The sequence below is a fragment of the Ruegeria sp. AD9 genome (assembly GCF_056542305.1).
On sequence record NZ_JBQFZP010000031.1, the window covers coordinates 1 to 20,444 of the forward strand.

The following is a 20,444-nucleotide window of genomic DNA, read 5'->3' on the forward strand; positions in this document are numbered from 1 at the left end:
ATCATAAAGCGCGCCCCGGCCCGCCCGCACCAATTTGCCCTGCGCATGCGGGGGCGCCTGAAAATGCAGGCCGCGCAATGTCCCCACCGCGAACGACAGCGAATGGTTGTCCTGCACAAACTCCGGCAACACAACCCCAGCCTCCTCCAGCCGCGCCTTGTTCCAGCTTTCAGAAAAAAAACCCCGCAAATCCCCATGCCGCTGCGGGCGAATAACCAACACACCCGACAACCCCGTCCGCTCAATCTCCATAACACCTAACCTCAAACGTCTGTTGCATACGTTTTGGATTTGCCGCACGTATCTGAAATGTGACTTCGATTCGAAATTTTCAGAGCGTAGTTAACTGACCGCGCGAACAAGTTGAATGGGTAAGCTCTTTTGTCGAGTTTTGCGTCTGATGGCTTTGGCGACTTTCTTGACGGGGCTCTTTGCTGAACTTCTGATTGTCCATTCCTTGCTGGTGGCCAAGAATGCAATCACGTGAATAGAAAAACGCTTTGTTTGGAACGAAAGAGCGGAGGAAAGAAACGGGAAAAGCGGCAGTATCGGATCCGAGCTGCTACAAAACGTAACGGCTCAAATCCGCCGACTTGGTCAATTCGCCCAGATTGTCGTTCACGAATTGCGCATCGACCGTTATTTCCGTTCCGGCCCTGTCTGGTGCGGTGAATGACAGCTCTTCAAAGACCCGTTCCATGACGGTGTAAAGCCGCCGCGCACCAATGTTTTCAACGCTTTGATTCACGTCGGCTGCGATCCGCGCCAGGGCGGCAATACCATCCTCGGTAAACCCAACCGTAACCTCTTCGGTGGCCATGAGGGCCGTGTACTGACGGGTCAATGCGTTGTCGGTTTCGGTCAGGATACGCACGAAGTCTTCCTCGGTCAGCGCGCGCAGCTCTACCCGGATGGGCAGACGACCCTGCAATTCGGGCAGAAGGTCTGATGGTTTGGCGATATGGAACGCACCGGATGCGATGAACAGGATGTGGTCGGTTTTAACCGGACCGTGCTTTGTCGAGACGGTTGTGCCTTCGATCAGGGGCAGCAGGTCGCGCTGCACCCCTTCACGACTTACATCACCACCACGCGCTTCTGTGCGGGCACAGACCTTGTCAATCTCGTCCAGAAAAACGATGCCGTTCTGCTCCACCGATTCCAATGCGGTGCGGGTGACCGTCTCATCGTCCAGCAGCTTGTCGGCCTCTTCCCCGATCAGCACCTCATAGCTTTCGGCGACAGTCAGACGTTTTCTAACAGTGCGCCCGGCAAACGCCTTACCGAAGATATCGCCCAGATTCATCATCCCCATCTGACTGCCAGGCTGTCCCGGAATATCGAACATCGGCATTGGGTTTGAACTGTCCGCGACGTCCAGTTCAATGACCGTCTCATCCAGATCACCCGACTTGAGCTTTTTGCGGAACATCTCTCGTGTGCCTTCACGGGCATCCGTACCAGCGATGGCGTCAATCACGCGGTCTTCGGCGGCCTGATAGGCTTTGGCCTTGACGTCTTCGCGCATGAATTCCCGGGTTTGCAGAATGGCGGCATCGGCCAGATCGCGGATGATCTGTTCCACGTCGCGACCGACATAGCCAACCTCGGTGAACTTCGTGGCTTCGACCTTGATAAAGGGTGCGCGCGCCAGCTTGGCCAGACGGCGGCTGATCTCGGTTTTGCCGACACCGGTGGGGCCGATCATCAGGATGTTCTTTGGATACACCTCTTCGCGAATATCGTCCGGCAACTGCTTGCGGCGCCAGCGGTTGCGCAGGGCAACGGCCACGGCGCGCTTGGCATCCTTTTGCCCGATAATGAAACGATCCAGTTCCGAGACAATCTCGCGCGGGGTCAGGTCGGTCATATGTGTTCTATCCGTTTGTTTCGCACCGGAACCTAATCATAAGCTGCAAAAACACAAGCTGATCACAAAAAACTCACGCCAACACACGAACCGAACACGGAAATTCGAGGTGATGTGAATCGCCACACAGATATTTGCTGCGCATAGTCTCCGTCAACGGGCAAAGTCGCCCGCACTTATCTAATGGAGAACATAAAATGATGACTCGTCGTTCACTTTTTCTGAACGCGGCTGCCACTGGCGCGGCTCTGACTCTGGTCGGCACCAATGCGGCTTTGGCCGGGGGTGACAAGAAAAAGGGTCATTTCGAGGGGCGCTCGAAGCACGAAACCAGCGGCTCGGTCAAAGTAAAAAAGGATGGCGATCGTTATATCGTTGAATTGGGCAACGACTTTTCGTTGGACGGTGGCCCCGACCCGCGTGTGGCATTCGGTAAGGATGGCAAATACGACCCGTCATCTAAGCTGGGTGCACTGCTGAATTTGAAAGGCAAGCAATCTTATGCGGTGCCTCCAACTATGGACATCTCGGGCTACAACGAAGTTTACATCTGGTGTGAGGTCGCTGGCGTCCCGCTGGGTGTTGCGTCGCTTAAATAATCTGAACGACAGAGGCCGGATCATCCGGCCTCTAATCCGTCGTTAGCTGACACGGCGCATATCTGCTACACTCGCCCCAAAGCATTTGAGCACGGGGCGAGTTGTATGACGAAAATTGCCAAGATCACCCTGCTGTTCGTGGTGTTCGTGGACTTGATCGGACAAGGTCTGGTCTTTCCCATCATCAATTCGCTGATCATGGAAACGAGCTCCGGTTTCCTGCTGGAAAGCACGCCTGTCGGCCGCAGGCATTTTTATTATGGTCTGGTGATCGGATGCTTTTTCCTGTCGTGGTTTCTGGGCGTTGTTTATGTTTCGAAAGTGTCTGACTCGATTGGGCGAAAGAATGCATTGCTGGTCTGCCTTGGGGGGGCGCTGGCCGGATATGCGTTGACCATTGTGGCGCTTTATCTCAATAACCTGCTTCTGCTGATCGTTGGCCGTTCGATAACCGGGTTCACTGCGGGTAATCAGCCCATCGCGCAGGCGGCGATGATCGATGGCAGCACCGACGCGTCTGACCGGGACCGAAACATGGGCTACATCGTGACAGGTGTTAGCTTTGGCCTTGTCGGCGGGCCGATCATAGGCGCGGTTTTGTCGGATTCGGCGTTATTCGGCGGCTTTGCCACGTTGAAAACCCCGTTCTATGGCGCGTTCGTGTTGGTTCTGGTGGCGATATTTCTGGTGCTGCTCTTTTTCAAGGACACCCGAACCAAGCGCGAGCCCTTTGTGTTTCGCCCCCGTGATATTACCGACAGCCTGATCGCAGTTGGCGAACACCCGCTGGTTCTGAAAATCCTGCCGGTCTATTCGTTTTTCATGATCGCCAATGTCACATTCTACGTGTTTGTCGACAATTTCCTAACCAGCGCATTCGGGTATGGGGTCATCGGGGGCAGCGTGGCGATGGTGGTCATCGGAGTGGCGCTGGCCTTTTCCAGTACATTCCTGGTGAAGCCTGCCCAGGAAAGGTTCAGCAAACACGCGATCATTTACACGTCGCTTGTGGTGATGGTCATTTGCGGGTTTGCCTTTGCCTTCAGCCCAAGCGGTGTATTCAGCTATGTCCCGGTGTTTTTCTTCTATTTCCTGTTCGGGGTCGCCTATCCAACACTGTTGGGCCTGTTCTCCTCAAGCGTCAGCGAGGCGGATCAGGGCTGGGCCATGGGCGTGGCCACCGCCGTGTTCTGCCTTGCGGGGGGGATCATGTCACTGATCGGTGGCGGATTGATGAGCATCGATATCCGCGTGCCCTATTACATCGTGATCGTAGCGGCGGTCCTGGGGTTGATCGGCATGCACCGTCGATGGAAAGGCAAAGAGATCAAAGCGCTTTTAGCCTGAGATCGTCTCAACCGTCAGGTTGCCATTGGTATAGACGCAGATATCTGCTGCGATGGCCATGGATTGCCGGGCGATGTCCTCTGCGGATCTGTCGCTGTCCATCATGGCACGCGCGGCGGCCAGAGCGAAGTTGCCTCCTGACCCGATGGCAGCCACATTGTGTTCGGGTTCCAGAACATCCCCTGCCCCGGTGATGACAAGCAGATCCTTGCCGTCTGTCACGATCAGCATCGCCTCAAGCTTTTGCAGATACTTGTCTGTGCGCCAGTCCTTGGCGAGTTCAACTGAGGCGCGGGCCAGTTGGCCGGGCGTAGCCTCAAGCTTGGCTTCCAACCGTTCCAGCAACGTGAAGGCATCCGCTGTCGATCCGGCAAAACCTGCCACGATCTCGAACCCTCCGGGAGACAGGCGGCGCACCTTGCGCGCGGTGCCCTTGATCACGGTCTGACCCAGACTCACCTGACCGTCGCCAGCAATGACGACATGACCGTCCTTCTTGACGCCGATAATCGTTGTGCCGTGCCAACCGGGAAAGTCGTTATCTGCCATGATCGTCTCCGCTTTTGCTGGCGGTATATATGGGCCGGACCGGTTGTTGGCGCAACCCATTGCCAAACTGCCCAAAAGATATGCAAAAAATGCAATTCGGGGTTACCAGACCAGCAATTGTGAGTCCGGCCAAGCGGTACTAGATGAGGCTCACAACCGACGACGGGTCGGCTGTTTCTTCAAAAAGGACTGCGCACATGGCAACCACAGCTAATATTCATGCGCCGCTCGGAGCAGCTACCATCCTGCACGTGGCGGACGTTTTCATCAATGCATTCGACAATGTTGTCGCATGGAATGAAGCCCGTAAAACACGGAACCTTCTGTCGGAACTCAGCGACACGCAGCTGGACGATATCGGTCTGAGCCGCGCGGATATCGCTAAACTCTGATCCAACCGACAGATCGTCAAACCGAACCAGCCGCCCGGATTTCCGAGCGGCTTTTTCGTTGCTCAACTCTGGATGTATTTCCCGGAAAGATCGGGTAAAAAGGCTTCGACCGCGGCAGTTGCAATAACGTGCAGAGTGCCAGCTTCGTCATCAGCTACATCCAGACCACCTTTGACCGTGCGAACCTCGGCTCGGCCGCGCGGCAAGTCGGCAGCAACCAATTCACAATTCACCTGTTCCGGATTCTGAACGCCGATTGTCACAAGCACGCGCATTTCGTTGTGATCGATCCCCAGCTTTGAAAACAGCGTGATGGATGAATGATGCAGCGCATCCTGTACCGCGCGGCGGGCTGCTTTGGTATAATCCTGACCATAAAGGTCATTACCAGTGCCCATTTCCAGGATGATCCGCTTTTCACTCATTGCGCCGGGTCCATGTTGAAAGAAACGATCAGTGCAGCGTTGGCTATCACCGTGTGGCCGTCACCATTCGGTTTTTCGATGTCCAACCCACCTTTTGCGACGGTAATGTTGGGCTGACCATAAGGGAAAACGGCTTTGAGGGCGTCGGTATCCACTTGATCCGGCTGCTGCACGCCGATCTCGGCATCAATGATCATCGCCTCTTTCGGGAAACCAAAAAGTTCGGCCATATTGACCGAGTTGTGCCACAGCGCGTCCCTGATCGCCCGCAGCGACGCTTCGGTATAGTCCATCCGGCGCAGGGATGTGCCCATCCCGAATTCTACAAGAACGCGCGTTTTTGCCATTGGTTTCCCCGCCGTTTCAACAAAAAAGGCGCCCCAATCTGAGACGCCTTTCGAACAATCCGTTATCGCCAGATCAGATGGATTCGTCGATCCAGCTTTGCAGCGCGGCTTTGGGGGCAGCGCCTGCGCGGTTCGATACAACCTGACCGTCCTTAAAGATGAACAGCGCCGGGATGCCGCGCACGCCCATGGCGGCGGCAGAGTTCGGGTTGTTGTCCACGTCCACCTTGGCGATCTTGACCTTGCCGCCATATTCGGCGGCCAGCTCTTCCAGTGCCGGACCAATCTGCTTACAGGGTCCGCACCATTCGGCCCAGAAATCCACTACAACTGGAACGTCCGAGTTCTTGACTTCGGCGTCAAAGGTTTCGTCGGTGACGGCTACGGTCGACATATTATGTCTCCTGAATGAAATGCGCTTGGGCTGTGAAGGTAGGGGTGGCAGTAGGCAAGGTCAAGATATCTGGGTGCAGGCCACGGCATCCGTCACAAGATCGTGTGGCAACCACATAAGATTTGCCGTTCTTGTCCAAAGGATTGCGGTGCGTATCTTATGGTCCGGATAGATCTGCGACAGGGCCTGCGCATACGCGCCCATTTGGCGAAGCAACCCTTCGGGGCAATCTTCGACCCGGTTCGGAACGGTGGCATTTGATTTGAAATCAATCACATGGACTTCGATGTCCGTCACGATCAGGCGGTCGACAATCCCGTACATTCGCTGCCCGCGCAGTTCGGCGGTGACAGGTATTTCGGCCAGTGTGTCCGGCGTGAAAATGTGTCGCAGGCTTTCGGATGTCAGCACGCCTGTGACTTCGGTCAGCAATGCGTTCTGATCCTCTTGCCCCATGCCGGGCAGCAGGCGGGCGCAAAGCTCTGGCCAGTGGTCCTGTGTGACTTTGGGCAGATGCTCAAGCAGCAGGTGCACGCGGGTTCCGCGCAGTTTGGCAGCGTCTTCATCCAGACCAGCGTCACCTGGCAACGCCTTGGCCCCACCCAGATCCGAAGGGCTGATGGTGGCCGCAGGTACAACCGGTTCAGGTGCTGGGTGCAGGAACATATCAGGTAGATCTGAATGTTTGGCCGATGCGCGTGACAGCTCGACCAGTGGCAACCCATCCCAGTCGCCATGGGACAGCCGACGTGTATCTGAACCAGGCAGTTGCGTTGCCCCGGCCCTTTCCATCGCTGCTTCTACCATCTGGTACCAGCTGTTGCCATCTTTACCCAAATCACCTGCCGCTGCCACGATCAGCCACTTTTCAGCCCTTGTTAGAGCCACATAAAGCAAGCGAAGCCGTTCATTTTCCTCGCGGGTGCGCGCCTCTGTCCGGGCGCGAGTGATCAGGTTCGGCGATTGGTCTGCCGAAACCTTCCACAGGGGTGTCCCGTCTGCCACCATGATTTCGGCGTCGCGTGGCGGCTGGCGTTTGCCGGTATCAGGCAGAATGACGATCGGAGCCTCCAGACCTTTCGAGCCGTGCACCGTCATCACCCGGATCATATTTCCGACCCCGCTCATCTGTCGTTTGATCTCCAGATCGTCGGTCTGCATCCAGACCAGAAATCCAGTCAGGCTGGGGATATCCGTCCGCTCGTAGGCCAACGCCTGCGATAGCAGGGCATTGATACCGTCCTCAGCCTCGGGTCCCAGTCGGCCCAACAGGTTTCGTCGCCCGTCGTGTCGGGTCAGAATGCGTTCAATCAGGTCATAGGGGCGCAGAAAGTCGATCTGACTGCGCAGATCGTTCAGAACGGCCAGAGTTTTGGGGAAATCGTCGGCGCGTCTGCGCAAAGCAGCCCACAGGAATTGCTCCTCCCGCCGATGGGCAAGATCGAAAAGCTGCTGCTCGGACCATCCGAACAGTGGGGATTTCAGAACTGTCGCCAGCGACAGGCTGTCTTCGGGCGTCGCCAGAAAGCTAAGCAGCGCAGCCAGATCCTTGACCGCAAGTTCGGCACCCACTTTCAGCCGGTCCGCCCCGGCGATGGGAAGCCCGGCAACCTTGCAGGCGCGGATGATCTCGGCGAACAGGTCAGACCGGCGTTGCACAAGGATCAGAAAATCACCGGGCTGAACTTTGCGTCGAACAAACTGGCCCTGTGTGTCCCCGTCTTCAGGTATAGTTTCGCCGTCATCGATCATTTTTTTGATCGACGCAGCCACCCGTTCGGCCAGAATAACGGTATGGTGCCGTGATCCGGGCCGGTCCACCGGATCGGTCCAATGCCCTTCTTCCGCGTCCTCGACTTTCTCGACGACGGGCCAAAGATCAACCCGACCGGGCAAATCGGATTTGAAGGCGCGGTGCTGACTTTCCTTCTGAAATCCTGCATCGGCGCGGTTTTCAAAAAGCGTGTCGACCAGAGACAAGATCGCGCTGGAGGATCGGAATGAATATTCCAGCGTCGAATCCCACAGTTTAGAGCCTGAATCAGAGAGTTTCCGGTCAAACTCTTCCTGCATACGGTCAAAGGCTTGCGGGTCGGCGCCCTGAAAGGAATAGATCGATTGTTTTTTATCGCCGACAACAAAGATAGTGCGCTCGACCCCTGATCGGGCCCCTTCCCCGCTAGTGAATTCCTGAGCCAGTTTTTCCACCACATCCCATTGATCGGGGCTGGTGTCCTGCGCTTCGTCGACAAGAATGTGGTCGATACCCCCGTCCAGACGGTACAGCACCCATTCAGCCACCGCCGGGTCATTCAGAACCTGACGTGCGCGCAGGATTAGATCGTCGAAATCCAGCCACCCCCGCAACTGCTTGCAGCGCTCATATTCCGGTAGGAATGCAGCGGCAAAGCGGTGCAAAACGGCGGTTTTCTGGGCAGCAATCAGCGCCAGTCGGCGTTCACGCGCAGCTTCGACCCGCAGCATGAGAGCTTCGAGTTGAGGCATCCGGTCCGCCAGCGCACCTTCGCGAAGGGGCTTGGTGGGAAAGCCGTTGATCTTGGCGGTGAACGGTTCTTTTGCGCCTTTTCCGGTCAGCAGCACGTCTTCCAGCATGGGCAAGTGAGCCAATCGTGCTTCGGTAAACCCTGCCAGCCTTGCCGCTGCCTTGGCATTATTGCCGCCACTTTCGAGCAATAGGGGCAACATTGACTGGATCAGCTCAACCTCACCACCCAAAAAAACGCTTTGGAACAACGCATTATCGCTAAAATGCGAGGGCAGCTCGAAGCGTTGCAACAGATCAGACCAATCCAGTTGTTGCGCGAACAGGTTGCGCTTTTGGGCGATCGCCGCAGTCAGCTTGTCAAAGCCTGTACCGGTGACAAACCGGGCCACGTCTTCGATCAGCCGTGCCTGCGGGCCTTCCGCGAAATCTTCAACAATTTCTTCCCTCAGCAAAGCTGCCGCACGGTCTTCCATTTCCGAAAACTGCGGGCTGACTCCGGCCTCGAGCGGGAAACGACGCAGCAACGAGGCGCAGAAAGAGTGAATTGTCTGGATTTTCAAGCCGCCCGGCGTCTCAATGGCGCGGGCAAACAGGGTGCGCGCTTGTGCCAACCGGTCTGAATCGATGGCGCCGGTCACGCCCAGTTCGGCCAGGTCCTTTTGCAGCCTGGCATCTTCAAGCATTGCCCATTTGCCAAGACGGTCAAACAATCGGTTCTGCATCTCGCTGGCAGCAGCTTTGGTATAGGTCAGGCAAAGAATGTGTTGTGGCTGGACGCCACCCAGCAGCAGGCGCGCCACCCGATCGGTCAAAACCCGTGTCTTCCCTGACCCTGCATTGGCGGCCAGCCAGGTCGAGGCATCGGGTCGCGAGGCCTGCACCTGCCGTTCGGTTGCTTCGTTGCGCGCGCTCATGTCAGATCCTCGGGGCGCATTTCGGCTGTCCGGTCCCACTCGCCGAACCGGGCAAGATGATCATAGTCACCGATATCCGTATCTTTGTGCAGCATTCGGCGGGACGAATACCCCTGATCAGACTCTAAATAGGCTGATATCAACTCTTTCAGCTCGGTCAAAACCTTGTCGGCGGGTTCTTTCAGCAGCGGCGCGGGCACCTCATTATAGGCACCACCCATACCGATGAAGATGGCCTCTGCCACCGCCATCGGGTCAAGCCCCTCGATACCGCCCTGCTCGGCCATTGCGGCCTCGATCAGCAATTGCTTGTCGAATTTGGATTGCTGGCTTTCTGTTGGAGGCGCGCCGGTTTTATAGTCGATGATCCGCAAGGCCCCCCGGCTGTTGTGATCGATCCGGTCAGCGCGCCCTGTGATGGTGAAGTCCAACGGGTTCAGCACCAGCTTCATCGCCGCTTCAAAGGCCACTGGCCCACCGTCACCCCGGCGCGAAAGTTCAGCGCTGATAAAGTCGTCTGCGATCCGTTCCAGCCGCGCCAGCCACAGATGTCGCGCCGTGGGCCAGGCGACATGCTGCTCCAGCAATGTGTGCGCGCGTTTCAGAAAATTCTCACGCGTCAGCAGGGCGTTGTCGAGCACGCTATCCTTGACGAAATGTTCGAGGATTTCGTGGATCACGATCCCCCGCAGCAACGCGTCGGGTGCCTGGACAAGCGGATCGAGAGGTTTCAACCGCAGCACATGCTTGGCGTAAATGGCATAGGGATCGCGGATCAGTCGCTTGATTTCCGTTACTGACAGGTGACGCGGACGCGCGACAACTGGCGGGCGCGGGGATGGGCGTGGCGCGGGGTCAATGCGCGGCGCGTCTTCCAGAGCCTCGGACCAGTTCAGCCAGTTTTGGCCACGGGCGCGCATTTCGGCCAGCGCTTGGGGGCCACCCTGCTCAGGCAGACCCTGCAACAGGTTTGTCAGCCGGTTCACCCAACGGGACGGCACCGTTTCCGCATCATCCGAGCGGGTTGCGCGGGTTAGCCAGACCTCGGGCGCGCCGATGGCCTGTTGAAAGTCATGCGCCAACAGGCCGATCCGGCGTTCAGGCAATAACAGGCCCGCCCTGTCGCGCATCTGTCGGTTCAGCCAGGGGTCGGGCGCCGGTGCCTCTGGCCAACTGCCTTCATTCAATCCGCCAAGGATCAACAGGTCTGCACCTTGTACCCGCGCTTCGAGTGTGCCCCAGATCATGATATGCGGATGTGGCGCGTCGCGGTCGCGGACCTCTTCCCCGGCAAGCAGCGCGCCCAGAAGATTGGCAAAATCATGGGCTGTCATCGGCCCGCCATGTTGCGCCTCATCCCTGAGAGAATTCAGCACTGCCAGCGCCTTTTGACCCGCGTTCTTGTCCCACAGCGTGCCGGTTTCACCTGCGCTGCCAGCCGAGATCGCCTCGGCCAGTGTTGTGAGCCGATCTACCCAGTCGGAAAGCGCCAACTCGCCACTGATCTGCTGATCGCAGAAGTGGTGAACAACCCAATGGACCCAGCTTTCGGGGGCTTCTTTGCGTACTGCAAATGCGGTGAGGCTGGTGCCATCCGGAAATGGTGGGCCATTGCGGCGCAGATCCAGTTCCAGATCACGCGTGTGCAGCAAATGTTTACCGCGTTCACTGCCGTCATGGCACAAAGGGTGCTTTAGCAAGGTAAGCAGCGCCTCTCCCTCCAGACGGCGCGTGAACAGACCAGCCACATGTCGAAGAAACCGGCCCGGAGGTGAGAGTTGCAGCGGCAGACCGGCGCTGTCATCTGCCAGAATGTTCCACCGATCCAGCGCGGCGCTGACCTGACGGGTCAACATGCGATCCGGCGTAATCAGGGCGGCGGTCTGACCGGTTTCGGCAGCTTGTCGCAGGCGCAGGGCAATGGCCAAAGCCTCGTCCCGCGGTGATTGCGCCTCGACCAGTGTCAGGTCTTTGGTTGCGCCGAGTAGATCAGCCAGTTTCGGGCCTTCGCTCATCCAGGCATCGGTGATCGGGGCTGGGCGCAAAGCCAGGGAAACCAGACGGTTACGGGCAGGTGAGGGGGCGTTCAGGTCTGTCCATGGAGTAATCTGACCGGGTGACAGGCCCAGCCCGCGCATCAGCTTGCGAAACCGGTATTGCGGATGATCTTCCGAAGTCAACGCATCATCCAACCCTTCCCAAACGTGATCCGGCTGGTCGAAATCGTAACCGGGCAGTACCAGCGCCCCTTGCGGCAAGCGCGCGACGGCATCCATCAGCATCAGCGTGGTGCCGCGCGAACCGGTCGACCCGGCCAGAATAACCGGATGCAGGGGGGGATCGGTTTGCCAGCGGGTGATCAGGTTTTCGACCACGCGGCGTTGGCGGGCCTGCGCGTCCATCACCTGCGAGCCAGTGTCAATGAAGCGATCCGCGATACCGATAAAGGTCTGAGCCCGCGCCCAATGGCCGGACATGTCGCTGACATCCAGCCCCCGGATCGTGTCCGGTGACACACCTTCGCCCTGCATTTCGTCAATCAGCGCCGCCAGACTGTCGGACAGGTCAAAAACCGACGACCGCGCGGCCAGATCCGGTTGTTGTTCCAACAATTTGGCGACCAGCTGAGACAATTCCAGACGCCGCCGAAGGGGTGGAATGGCAGGTGGAATATGCGCCAGATCAGCGCTGTCCCCCAGATCGGTTAACAGCGTGATGCGGGGCAGCAGGCATGGTGGCCCCTGATTGAACAGATCACGTACGCGCCGTTCCATACGCCGCGTGTTCAACACCAGCCCCACCCGCGCCAAAGCCTCGGGCGGGCCTGAACAACGCCGCCTCAGGCCGTCGACCAACGCCTTGGGGAAATCCGTACCGGGCGGGACGGCGAAGACGCGAGGCAGGGGTCCGGGGTCAAACATCTGCCAGCAAATCCTCGGCCAGAGCGATCCCATCGGGGTGGCCCACATCACACCAGCGACCGGGATACTCGATGCCGAACAAACGCCCCTGATCGTGCATCTGGTTCCAAAGCAGGTTCAAGGAAAACGCCGGTTGCGAAATGGCGTGCAACCCTTGTGTCTTGAGGATCTGCGCGCCCCCGTAAACCAAGCCGGGCCCACGCGTGATCCGCCCCACCTGATCGGCGGTAAAATCACCCGGCCTGTCGTGACCAATGGCCTGCGCAGTCGGAACACACATCAAAAGCGCATCCATGCGGGACGGGTCCCATGCGTTTTGCAGCAGCATCAATGGATTTGGGCCGGACCAGATTGCGTCGGTATTCAGTGTGAACACAGGGTCGGTGCCCAGCAATGGCAGGGCTGCGCGCAACCCGCCGCCGGTTTCCAAAATCTCCGGCTCTTCCGGCGATATCAGAATGCCTTTGGGCCTGAGATGCGCGTCGAGCTGATCGGCGTGGTAATGCACGTTTGCCACTGTGCGAACAGGGCCAAGGTTGTCGACAAGATCCAGCGCGTGGTCGATCAGGGCGCGCCCGGACACTTCGATCAGCGGTTTGGGTCGGTCCTTGGTCAACGCGCCCATACGGGTGCCAAACCCGGCGGCAAACAACATTACGGCAAAGGGTGATCCGGTCATTGGGGCCTCAGCCTGGCCAAATTCTGAGGTGTTGGTCGGGGCAGAGCGTCGTGCAGCAGCGAGGCCACCGAAACAAGGGCAGGGTGTTCCAGATCCCTCATGAGGTGCGACCAGACCGCCGGGATCATGTCCAGATATTGCGGCTTGCCGTAGTCGGTTGCCAGCCGCGAAAAACCGCCAAGGATGCGAAGATTTCGCTGCGCGCCCAATACGCTGTACGCGGTACGAAATTCGTGATCGTCCATACCTGACCCTGCAATATAGCGGTTGATCATCTGCATTTCTGTCCCGACCGAAACATCGCGGCGAATGTCCTGAAGCAAGGACACCAGATCATAGGCGGGGTGCCCCAGCATGGCCAATTGGAAATCCAGCAATCCGACGCGCCTTATGCCGTCGCGCTTGGGCAGCCACAGAAGGTTTTCTGCGTGATAGTCCCTTTGAATGACAACTTTGTCCCCAGAGGTTTCGCGGTGCAAAATATCTGCAAACCGAAGTTCGAACCGGTCCAGAACGTCCTGATCAACATTGCCCTGAATGCCAGCGGCATATTTCGTAAGCGCCAGTGCCGCCAGGTCCGTCATCAGGGCTGGATCGTAAGACGGTAGTGATAATATTGGCGCCTGATGCAGGTGCAGCAGCACGTCTGTCGCGGCCTCGTACAAAAGGCGTTCTTTGGACGGGTCTTTTTTCAGGACGCGTGCAAACAGATCATCACCCAGATCTTCCAGCAGCAGAAATCCATATTCAGCGTCTTCTGCGTAAATCTCGGGCGCACTCAGGCCAATCGAACGCAGATACTCGGCAACACGCACAAACGATTCGACGCTTTCGCCCTTGTCAGGTGGTGCATCCATCAGGACAGCCGTTCGCCCGCTGACCGGATCGGTCACGCGTTCGTACCGGCGGTTCGATGCGTCGCCGGCCAGTGGTGCACGCGTTGCCCCGGCCCAAGGAGTTTGTGCAATAAGGGCCTCTGCCAGGACAGTCCTGTTTGTCATCCGGCATTCTCCAACTTGTCTACCCATTTCGGATCGGTCCATGACAAGGACATGTGGCGGGTTTCTTCTGTGTCAGGGTCTGTTTCGAAGGCCAGTTTTAACGCTGCGACAGGGGCTAGTGTGCCCAGTTTTTCCGGCCATTCCACAAGGCAGATTGCTGTGTCAAAGGCTTCAACCAAACCCAGTTCATCCACTTCCTCTAACGCGTTCAGCCGATAAAGATCGCAGTGCCAGATCTCACCGGCAGGGGTGTCATAGGTCTGAACCAAAGTGAATGTGGGTGATGGCACGTCTTCCGGTTCAGGCATAAGTGATTGAATGAGGTTGCGCGCGAAATGCGTCTTGCCGCTGCCGATTGCGCCGCTAAGCAACAGGACATCCCCGGAACCAAGCGAAGACCCGACACGGGCCGCGAAATCTGCGGTTTCATCGGGCGATTTAAACGTCAGGGTTTGGGAGGTCGTCGTCATGGCGTCACAATGACGTTCTGCCCAATCGGCTGCAACCCCGGTTCAGGCGCTGATCTGTTCCAACGGGGCGGTTTTTGTCAGAAGATCCACGGGTGCAAACCGCACGATCGTCGCACCGTTATGAACTGGTGAAACCGTGCAGTCCAAAGTGATGCCTGACCGCATCCGGATTTCAGCCGTCCATTCCGCCCGGTTATCCCGCATTTCGACAAAATCCCGGATCTCTCCGAGGATCGGCGTAGCAACACAATGGTCCTGCCACCGCCGCGTAACATCGGTGACCGTGTCGGTCTGAAAGCCGATTTCCTGTGCGTCGCCCCAAAGCTTTTCGTAGGCGTAGTTAGTAAGGGCCAGAGTGCCATCATCGGCAAATACAGCGATTGCATCGGCCAGCTTGTCCAATATGGATTGCATCAGATCCATCTCGGACCGGAAGCGCCGCGTCAACGTGATTTCGGCAGTAATATCTTCGAACAGAAACGCAACGGCCCCATCGGGATGCGGCCTGCCGCTTACAGAATAAACCGAGCCAGAGGGCAGCGACCATGTTTCGTGATAATTGCCGCCCTCGGCCGCTTCGAGCAGGTCGTTCATCTGACGCCGCCATGTACGGTAGTTCTTGGGCTCTGGCATCATGTGCTGATCCCTTAGCCGGTCGAAAAAACTGCTAATGTTCGGGCGGCAGCTGAGGAAATCCGGCGGCAGCGTGGTCAGATCGATCAGGGCCGGGTTGAACAACGCCAGTTGCCGGTTGCGGTCGAAAATGGCCAGGCCGATCGAAAGTTGAGCAAAGGTCTTGGTCATGGTCTGCACGAACTTGCGTTGCGCGGTTTCCGCTTCGACAATGGCGTTGATGTCTGTGGCGTAACATAACCGCCCGTCGTTCTGCTCGATCTGCGTCAGGTCGAACCACAACTTGCTGTTGGTTCCTGTCACTTCCACCGCCACTCTTGATTTTCCGAGCGACGGAGCATCAGAGGTGTCCGGGAACAGAGGGGCAGTCAGATCGGCATCCTGACCACGCGCCCGGCGAACAAGCGTGACATAAGCTGCATTGCACCACTGCACCTGGCCGTTGTGATCCAGCAACCATACCGGATAGGGGGCCTGTTCCATGGCCAGACGGCTCGGTTCACTCAGCGTGCTTGACCCAGTCGGAGATATTCTGGCCGGTTCGTGCAGACGCACGCGGACAATCCCGTCGATCCATTCACACACCACTTCGCGTTCGACTGTGCAATCAATGGCCGAGATTACCAGTACGTTTTGGTCGCGAACTTTTTCGGGTGTTTCGGGGAAGGTGGGGAAATCTCTTTTCAGCAGGCGGTGCAAATCCTGCCAGCTTCCAACATGCTCGAACCCGGCAAGCGCGATATCGGAGTGGCTGATCAGGTGATCACCATCAAACAGGAATACCGCATCAAACAGGGATGTTGTTGAAAACAAGCCAAAGACATCGTCGCGTCGCGTCTGGCGTGGCAATAACCACTGTACGGCAAAGCATCCCGATACCAGGCTGATCGCGGCCAGAATGATCCAATCGGCCATTAATTTCCCCAAGGTAGAACCAAACCCCGGCTGACTATGGGCAGGATAGGTTAACGGCTCCTTAACTCATACTTGAATGCGTTTGTTGGAACCGGATGGAACCGGAGTGTCACCTTTTTGCGCGTCAATCAGGTTGCGCGGCCACGAGACCTTGACGATTGCACCTGTCCTGTCTTTTTGATCGGTCAGACGCTGATACGGATCCGTGCCATTAGCGAATTTCAGCTCGGCGCCGCTGCGTTCCAGCAACGTTTTTGCGATGAACAGCCCCAGTCCCATGCCTTCGTATTCCGGGCGGGTTCGCAGGTCGGCTTCGGCCCGTCTGCGACGCATGAAGGGATCACCGATGCGGCCAATCATGTGCGACGGGTAGCCGCGCCCGTCATCCATGATGCTGACGGTGATTTTGCTGTCCGTCCATTCGGCTTCGACCCAGACATTGGCGCGGGCGAAATCTACGGCATTCTGGATCAGGTTGCGGAGTCCGTGAATGATCTCGGGCTTTCGCAGAATCGAGGGTTGCAACACATCTCCGTCCTGCGCCGGGCCTTCCGAAAAATGAACGACCTTGCCCCGGTCAACATGCGGTTCGGCGGCTTCGTTCACCACCGTTGAAAGTGGAGCCTGCCGCAAATGCAGGTCATCTTTTCCGGCACGACCCATATCGCGCAAAATGTCGCGGCACCGATCGGCCTGTTCGCGGATCAAGGCCGCGTCTTCCTTGAGGTCGGGACGGTCGTCCAGCTCTTCGATCAGTTCCGCACTCGTCAGTTTGATTGTTGCCAGAGGGGTGCCCAGCTCGTGCGCGGCGGCGGCGACCACGCCGCCCAGATCGGTCAGTTTTTGCTCGCGCGCCAGTGCCATATGGGTGGCAGCCAGCGCTTCGGACATGGACTGAACCTCGGAACTGACGCGGTGAGAATAGGCACCGATAAAGACGATGGCGATAACGATAGCCGCCCAGTTGCCAAACAGCAGGATTTCCGGAATGTCCAAAACCACCCCGATGTTGGTCCGCAGCGGCAGGTGAAATTCCGCCAGCAGAGTGGTCAGAACAATTGCAACAGCCCCGACAATCAAGGTCGACCGTGTGCTCATCACATTGGCGGAAATCGTGACCGGCCCCAGAAGCAGAAGGGCAAAGGGGTTGTTCAGCCCGCCCGTCAGATACAGCAAGATCGACAGTTGCAGCAGATCGAACAGAACCATCAGGAAGTTTTCGAACTCGGACATCCGCTTATTCTGTGGAAACAACAGAATGGCGGTCAGGTTACCCATGACCGAGATCCCGATGGCCAGATAGCACAGGCCCAGTTCCAGCTGCACATGATAGTATTGCTGGGCCACGGTGATGGCGGTGATCTGACCAAAGATGGCAACCCATCGCAACAGGATCAGAGTGCGCAGGCGGATCCAGCTGCTGCGTTCCTGGCCGCGCCAAAAAGTCTGATTGGAATCTGCCATTGGTCGCTTATGTCCTGTTGCAAAGGCTGGTCATCTTGTTAGGTGTCCCGGCCGAAACGATCAACAACTCCTTGCGACCGGAAAACCGAAATGACCCGCCTATACGCAATTCTTGCAACTCTCGTTCTGGCTATTGGCCTAGGTGCGATGTGGCTTTTGACGCGTGGGGGCGGATCCGTCGACCAGTTTGCACAGTGCCGATCCGGGCAGATCGCCGGGGGGACCGCTGCAATCGGCGGGCCGTTTGAACTGGTGAATGGCAAAGGTGAGACGGTGACCGACAAAGACGTTATCACCGAACCCACACTTGTCTATTTCGGATACACATTCTGCCCTGATGTCTGCCCGTTTGACATGTCCCGCAATGTTGAGGCCGTGGATATCCTGAACCAGCGCGGGCAGTCGGCAACGGCGCTGTTCATCTCGATCGATCCCGAACGGGACACGCCCGAGGTTGTGGATGATTATGCCTTCAATCTTGGCGGTAAGACGATTGCGCTGACCGGTTCACCCGAACAGGTCAGGGCGGCGAGCAAGGCTTACAAGACCTTTTACAAGGCACAGGATAAAAGCGACGAATTCTATCTTGTTGACCATTCCACCTTCACCTATCTGGTGACGCCCGAACATGGTTTCCTTGAATTCTTCAAGCGCGATGACACGGCCGAACAGATGGCTGACAAGGTCGGGTGCTTTCTGGACCAGGCTGCGCATTAACAAGGTTGTTTGACCTTTGTTTCTGCGCTGCTATTACTCATGTTTAAGCCAAAGGCATGAAATAGCGGAAAGACCTAACATATGGCAGACAGTTCTCAGCTTGATATCGGCCCTGACAAATCCCTGCTTTTGGTGGATGATGACGAGCCGTTCCTGAGACGTTTGGCCAAGGCCATGGAAAAGCGTGGGTTCGAGGTTGAAACCGCAGGATCCGTCGCCGCAGGTCGTGCAATTTCCACCGCCCGCCCACCGGCTTACGCAGTTGTTGACCTGCGACTGGAGGATGGCAATGGTCTGGATGTGGTTGAGGTTCTGCGCGAAAAGCGCCCCGACAGCCGGGTCGTGGTTCTGACCGGGTACGGGGCGATTGCGACCGCAGTCGCCGCGGTAAAAATCGGCGCAACCGATTATCTGTCGAAACCCGCCGACGCCACCGACATCACGAATGCGCTGCTGGCTAAAGGTGACGAACTGCCCCCGCCGCCGGAAAACCCAATGAGCGCGGACCGTGTGCGCTGGGAACATATCCAACGCGTTTATGAGCTGTGCGACCGCAATGTCAGCGAAACGGCGCGGCGGCTGAACATGCACCGCCGGACCTTGCAGCGGATTTTGGCGAAGCGCAGTCCGCGATAGTGGGCAGCGAATTTGGTTCAATGTGAATCAGTGTTCTTTATCAGAGGATACGCTTTAAGTCTGCAATGCGGACAAAAGCTGACATTCGCATTGTCACCAGCTTCCCTTGATTTTCAGCGGCGGGCTTGAAAGAATGTCAAAATTCCAACAGCAAAGGGACCAATCCATGCGATTTTTCTGTATTGGTCTGCTGCTACTTGTAGCAACGAGCTTCTCTGTGGCTGCTCAGGACGCGGTGTATTTGATTAGGCATTGCGAGAAGGAATTGTCAGGGGCTGATCCAGCGCTTACCCCCGAGGGCAGGCAGCGTGCAGCGGATTGGGCCGAGATGCTACAGCACGTTGACCTTAGTGCCGTTATCACGTCGGACGCGCTTCGGACCCAGGAAACTGGACGAATTATTGCAGAGACACTCGGCCTTCCAGCCAACGCCTTGCCTAGGGACGACACCGCCGGATTAGTGGACGTTCTTGAGTTCGATCATGACGAGGATGCCGTGCTGATAGTCGGACATACCGAGACCATTCCACAAATTCTGGAGGGTCTTGGTGTGTGGAAGACGTCAACATCGATCAAAACGAATTCGCCAACCTGTTTATTGTTATTGAACCCTCGTCAGATCCCCCTGTGTACGTCCATCTGCTGATGCCGCAACGTCATTACACAAGTCCGCCTTTGCTTCCAAACCGGACATCTGATGGTTATAGTAACTCATAGGGTCGGCTCAGACTGCATCAACGTCAGCAACGCGGACTAACCGGCTTAGAAATTTCCCTGAAATAGGAATTTGCACCCGCATGGCGAGTGGTTAGAGCGGGTCGCATGAGTCACGATACGTAAAAAACGCAACGCTGTGGATACCATCTTTCAAGCACCCATCCACCCACTCTTCAGCGAACTCATTTCCTTCGCGCAATAGCACACCGTAACCATTCGGTAGATTGTCCCGGAATACGCCGTTGAATATCGTTTTTTCCTTGTATGACTTGCCCACTTCGACTTTTGCTGCACCGTTAAGTTTGCCGCTCAAATAGTTTGCTTCGTGGACTTCGTTTGGCGAGCCATACGTAAACCATGTCATGCGACCTTGGTCTGACGCGCGACCACCCCTGTCGCATTCGCCGGTCCACTGCACCTCTTCCTCACCGTCTTTAGGGAAGTTGTTCCAAACTTTGCAACCAGCTTTCGTATCAATAATCCACCCAGCATTTTCCGCTCTCCAGGCCGAAGATGCTTCCATTGAAACCGCTACGACGGACCGGATCTGTTGCAAATTTTTGACCATTGACCTTCGTGGAGTTAGCACCTGTTAGGCGAGGTGGCATTATCCAGTTGAAAGTCTGCTCATGGTTTCCTTCAAAGGTGCGCATTACCCGAAGGACGTTATCCTATTCGCTGTGTTCTTCTATGTTCGCTATGGTGTCTCCTACCGTGATCCCGAAGAGTTCATGGCTGAGCGCGGCGTATCGGTCGATCACACGACGCTGAACCGCTGGGTGACACGATACTCTTGTGCGATTGCAGAAGCAGCGCGTCGTCGAAATGCATGATGTGATCGTTCGTGGAGAATGGACGAGACTCTGAGTAATTGAGCGACAGCTCTCTTGGCCGGTGCATGATGGCATCGGAACAAAGACAGGAGAGTAAAATGGAACAGTGTTTTGT

Annotated in this window: 20 protein-coding genes and 1 pseudogene; 7 read left to right on the plus strand and 14 right to left on the minus strand. The window is 57.0% G+C overall.

The features are described 5' to 3' along the window. Positions 1-252, minus strand: a 252-nt coding sequence (locus ACR0AM_RS20820; protein ID WP_480623904.1) for a dTDP-4-dehydrorhamnose 3,5-epimerase family protein, incomplete at its 3' end; no start/stop codon positions are given. 310 nt (positions 253-562) lie between these two features. Then, on the minus strand, positions 563-1,870 hold the full coding sequence (hslU, locus tag ACR0AM_RS20825; RefSeq protein ID WP_480623905.1) for an ATP-dependent protease ATPase subunit HslU: 1,308 nt from the start codon (positions 1,868-1,870) through the stop codon (positions 563-565). Between the two features lie 197 nt (positions 1,871-2,067). Between hslU and ACR0AM_RS20830 the strand changes: the two genes are divergently transcribed. Both ACR0AM_RS20830 and ACR0AM_RS20835 read left to right on the plus strand, forming a co-directional pair. After that, the gene (locus ACR0AM_RS20830) at positions 2,068-2,469 is read left to right on the plus strand and encodes a DM13 domain-containing protein (protein ID WP_480623906.1); all 402 of its coding nucleotides are present in this window, start codon (positions 2,068-2,070) and stop codon (positions 2,467-2,469) included. A 105-nt stretch (positions 2,470-2,574) separates the two neighbouring features. After that, positions 2,575-3,816, plus strand: a complete 1,242-nt coding sequence (locus ACR0AM_RS20835; RefSeq protein WP_480623907.1) for an MFS transporter — start codon at positions 2,575-2,577, stop codon at positions 3,814-3,816. Here ACR0AM_RS20835 and hslV read toward each other — a convergent pair. Continuing rightward, positions 3,808-4,365 carry an ATP-dependent protease subunit HslV gene (gene hslV, locus ACR0AM_RS20840; RefSeq protein ID WP_480496391.1) on the minus strand — a complete coding sequence of 186 codons (558 nt, stop codon included), beginning with the start codon at positions 4,363-4,365 and terminating at the stop codon, positions 3,808-3,810. The genes ACR0AM_RS20835 and hslV overlap by 9 nt on opposite strands. A gap of 197 nt (positions 4,366-4,562) precedes the next feature. On the opposite strand from hslV, the gene ACR0AM_RS20845 reads away from it, so the two are divergent. Continuing rightward, positions 4,563-4,757, plus strand: a complete 195-nt coding sequence (locus ACR0AM_RS20845) for a DUF1127 domain-containing protein (RefSeq protein ID WP_480623908.1) — start codon at positions 4,563-4,565, stop codon at positions 4,755-4,757. A gap of 62 nt (positions 4,758-4,819) precedes the next feature. On the opposite strand, the gene ACR0AM_RS20850 is transcribed toward ACR0AM_RS20845, so the two are convergent. The 10 genes from ACR0AM_RS20850 to regB form a co-directional block, all read right to left on the minus strand. Next, the gene (locus ACR0AM_RS20850) at positions 4,820-5,182 is read right to left on the minus strand and encodes a Lin0512 family protein (RefSeq protein ID WP_480623909.1); all 363 of its coding nucleotides are present in this window, start codon (positions 5,180-5,182) and stop codon (positions 4,820-4,822) included. Continuing rightward, the gene (locus ACR0AM_RS20855) at positions 5,179-5,529 is read right to left on the minus strand and encodes a Lin0512 family protein (RefSeq protein ID WP_480623910.1); all 351 of its coding nucleotides are present in this window, start codon (positions 5,527-5,529) and stop codon (positions 5,179-5,181) included. Before ACR0AM_RS20855 ends, ACR0AM_RS20850 begins: the two co-directional genes overlap by 4 nt. 73 nt (positions 5,530-5,602) lie before the next feature. Further along, positions 5,603-5,923, minus strand: a complete 321-nt coding sequence (gene trxA / locus ACR0AM_RS20860) for a thioredoxin (protein WP_209505247.1) — start codon at positions 5,921-5,923, stop codon at positions 5,603-5,605. A gap of 60 nt (positions 5,924-5,983) precedes the next feature. Then, positions 5,984-9,343: a double-strand break repair helicase AddA gene (addA, locus tag ACR0AM_RS20865; protein ID WP_480623911.1), complete on the minus strand. Its 3,360-nt coding sequence runs from the start codon at positions 9,341-9,343 to the stop codon at positions 5,984-5,986. Further along, complete coding sequence (gene addB, locus ACR0AM_RS20870; RefSeq protein ID WP_480623912.1) at positions 9,340-12,264, minus strand: double-strand break repair protein AddB; 2,925 nt, start codon at positions 12,262-12,264, stop codon at positions 9,340-9,342. Before addB ends, addA begins: the two co-directional genes overlap by 4 nt. Further along, positions 12,257-12,943 (minus strand): nucleotidyltransferase family protein, encoded by a 687-nt coding sequence (locus ACR0AM_RS20875; protein ID WP_480474431.1) that lies wholly within the window; start codon positions 12,941-12,943, stop codon positions 12,257-12,259. Before ACR0AM_RS20875 ends, addB begins: the two co-directional genes overlap by 8 nt. Further along, positions 12,940-13,944, minus strand: coding sequence for an aminoglycoside phosphotransferase family protein (locus ACR0AM_RS20880; RefSeq protein WP_480607707.1), 1,005 nt, complete (start codon positions 13,942-13,944; stop codon positions 12,940-12,942). The genes ACR0AM_RS20875 and ACR0AM_RS20880 overlap by 4 nt, the downstream gene beginning before the upstream one ends. Further along, positions 13,941-14,414 (minus strand): tRNA (adenosine(37)-N6)-threonylcarbamoyltransferase complex ATPase subunit type 1 TsaE, encoded by a 474-nt coding sequence (tsaE, locus tag ACR0AM_RS20885; protein WP_480623913.1) that lies wholly within the window; start codon positions 14,412-14,414, stop codon positions 13,941-13,943. Before tsaE ends, ACR0AM_RS20880 begins: the two co-directional genes overlap by 4 nt. A 42-nt stretch (positions 14,415-14,456) precedes the next feature. Further along, the gene (locus tag ACR0AM_RS20890) at positions 14,457-15,962 is read right to left on the minus strand and encodes a PAS-domain containing protein (protein ID WP_480623914.1); all 1,506 of its coding nucleotides are present in this window, start codon (positions 15,960-15,962) and stop codon (positions 14,457-14,459) included. Positions 15,963-16,028: 66 nt separating this feature from the next. Further along, complete coding sequence (regB, locus tag ACR0AM_RS20895; protein ID WP_480623915.1) at positions 16,029-17,426, minus strand: sensor histidine kinase RegB; 1,398 nt, start codon at positions 17,424-17,426, stop codon at positions 16,029-16,031. Between the two features lie 90 nt (positions 17,427-17,516). Between regB and ACR0AM_RS20900 the strand changes: the two genes are divergently transcribed. The 3 genes from ACR0AM_RS20900 to ACR0AM_RS20910 all read left to right on the plus strand — a co-directional run bounded on the left by ACR0AM_RS20900 (position 17,517) and on the right by ACR0AM_RS20910 (position 19,425). After that, positions 17,517-18,143, plus strand: a complete 627-nt coding sequence (locus ACR0AM_RS20900) for an SCO family protein (protein WP_480496376.1) — start codon at positions 17,517-17,519, stop codon at positions 18,141-18,143. An 81-nt stretch (positions 18,144-18,224) separates the two neighbouring features. After that, positions 18,225-18,779, plus strand: a complete 555-nt coding sequence (locus ACR0AM_RS20905) for an ActR/PrrA/RegA family redox response regulator transcription factor (RefSeq protein ID WP_050604676.1) — start codon at positions 18,225-18,227, stop codon at positions 18,777-18,779. 166 nt (positions 18,780-18,945) lie between these two features. After that, positions 18,946-19,425 carry a SixA phosphatase family protein gene (locus ACR0AM_RS20910; RefSeq protein WP_480623916.1) on the plus strand — a complete coding sequence of 160 codons (480 nt, stop codon included), beginning with the start codon at positions 18,946-18,948 and terminating at the stop codon, positions 19,423-19,425. A gap of 162 nt (positions 19,426-19,587) precedes the next feature. On the opposite strand, the gene ACR0AM_RS20915 is transcribed toward ACR0AM_RS20910, so the two are convergent. After that, positions 19,588-20,064 carry a hypothetical protein gene (locus ACR0AM_RS20915; RefSeq protein WP_480623917.1) on the minus strand — a complete coding sequence of 159 codons (477 nt, stop codon included), beginning with the start codon at positions 20,062-20,064 and terminating at the stop codon, positions 19,588-19,590. A gap of 61 nt (positions 20,065-20,125) precedes the next feature. Between ACR0AM_RS20915 and ACR0AM_RS20920 the strand changes: the two are divergent. After that, positions 20,126-20,326 (plus strand): annotated as a pseudogene (locus tag ACR0AM_RS20920) (IS6 family transposase); the annotation flags it as partial. Between the last annotated feature and the right edge of the window lie 118 nt (positions 20,327-20,444).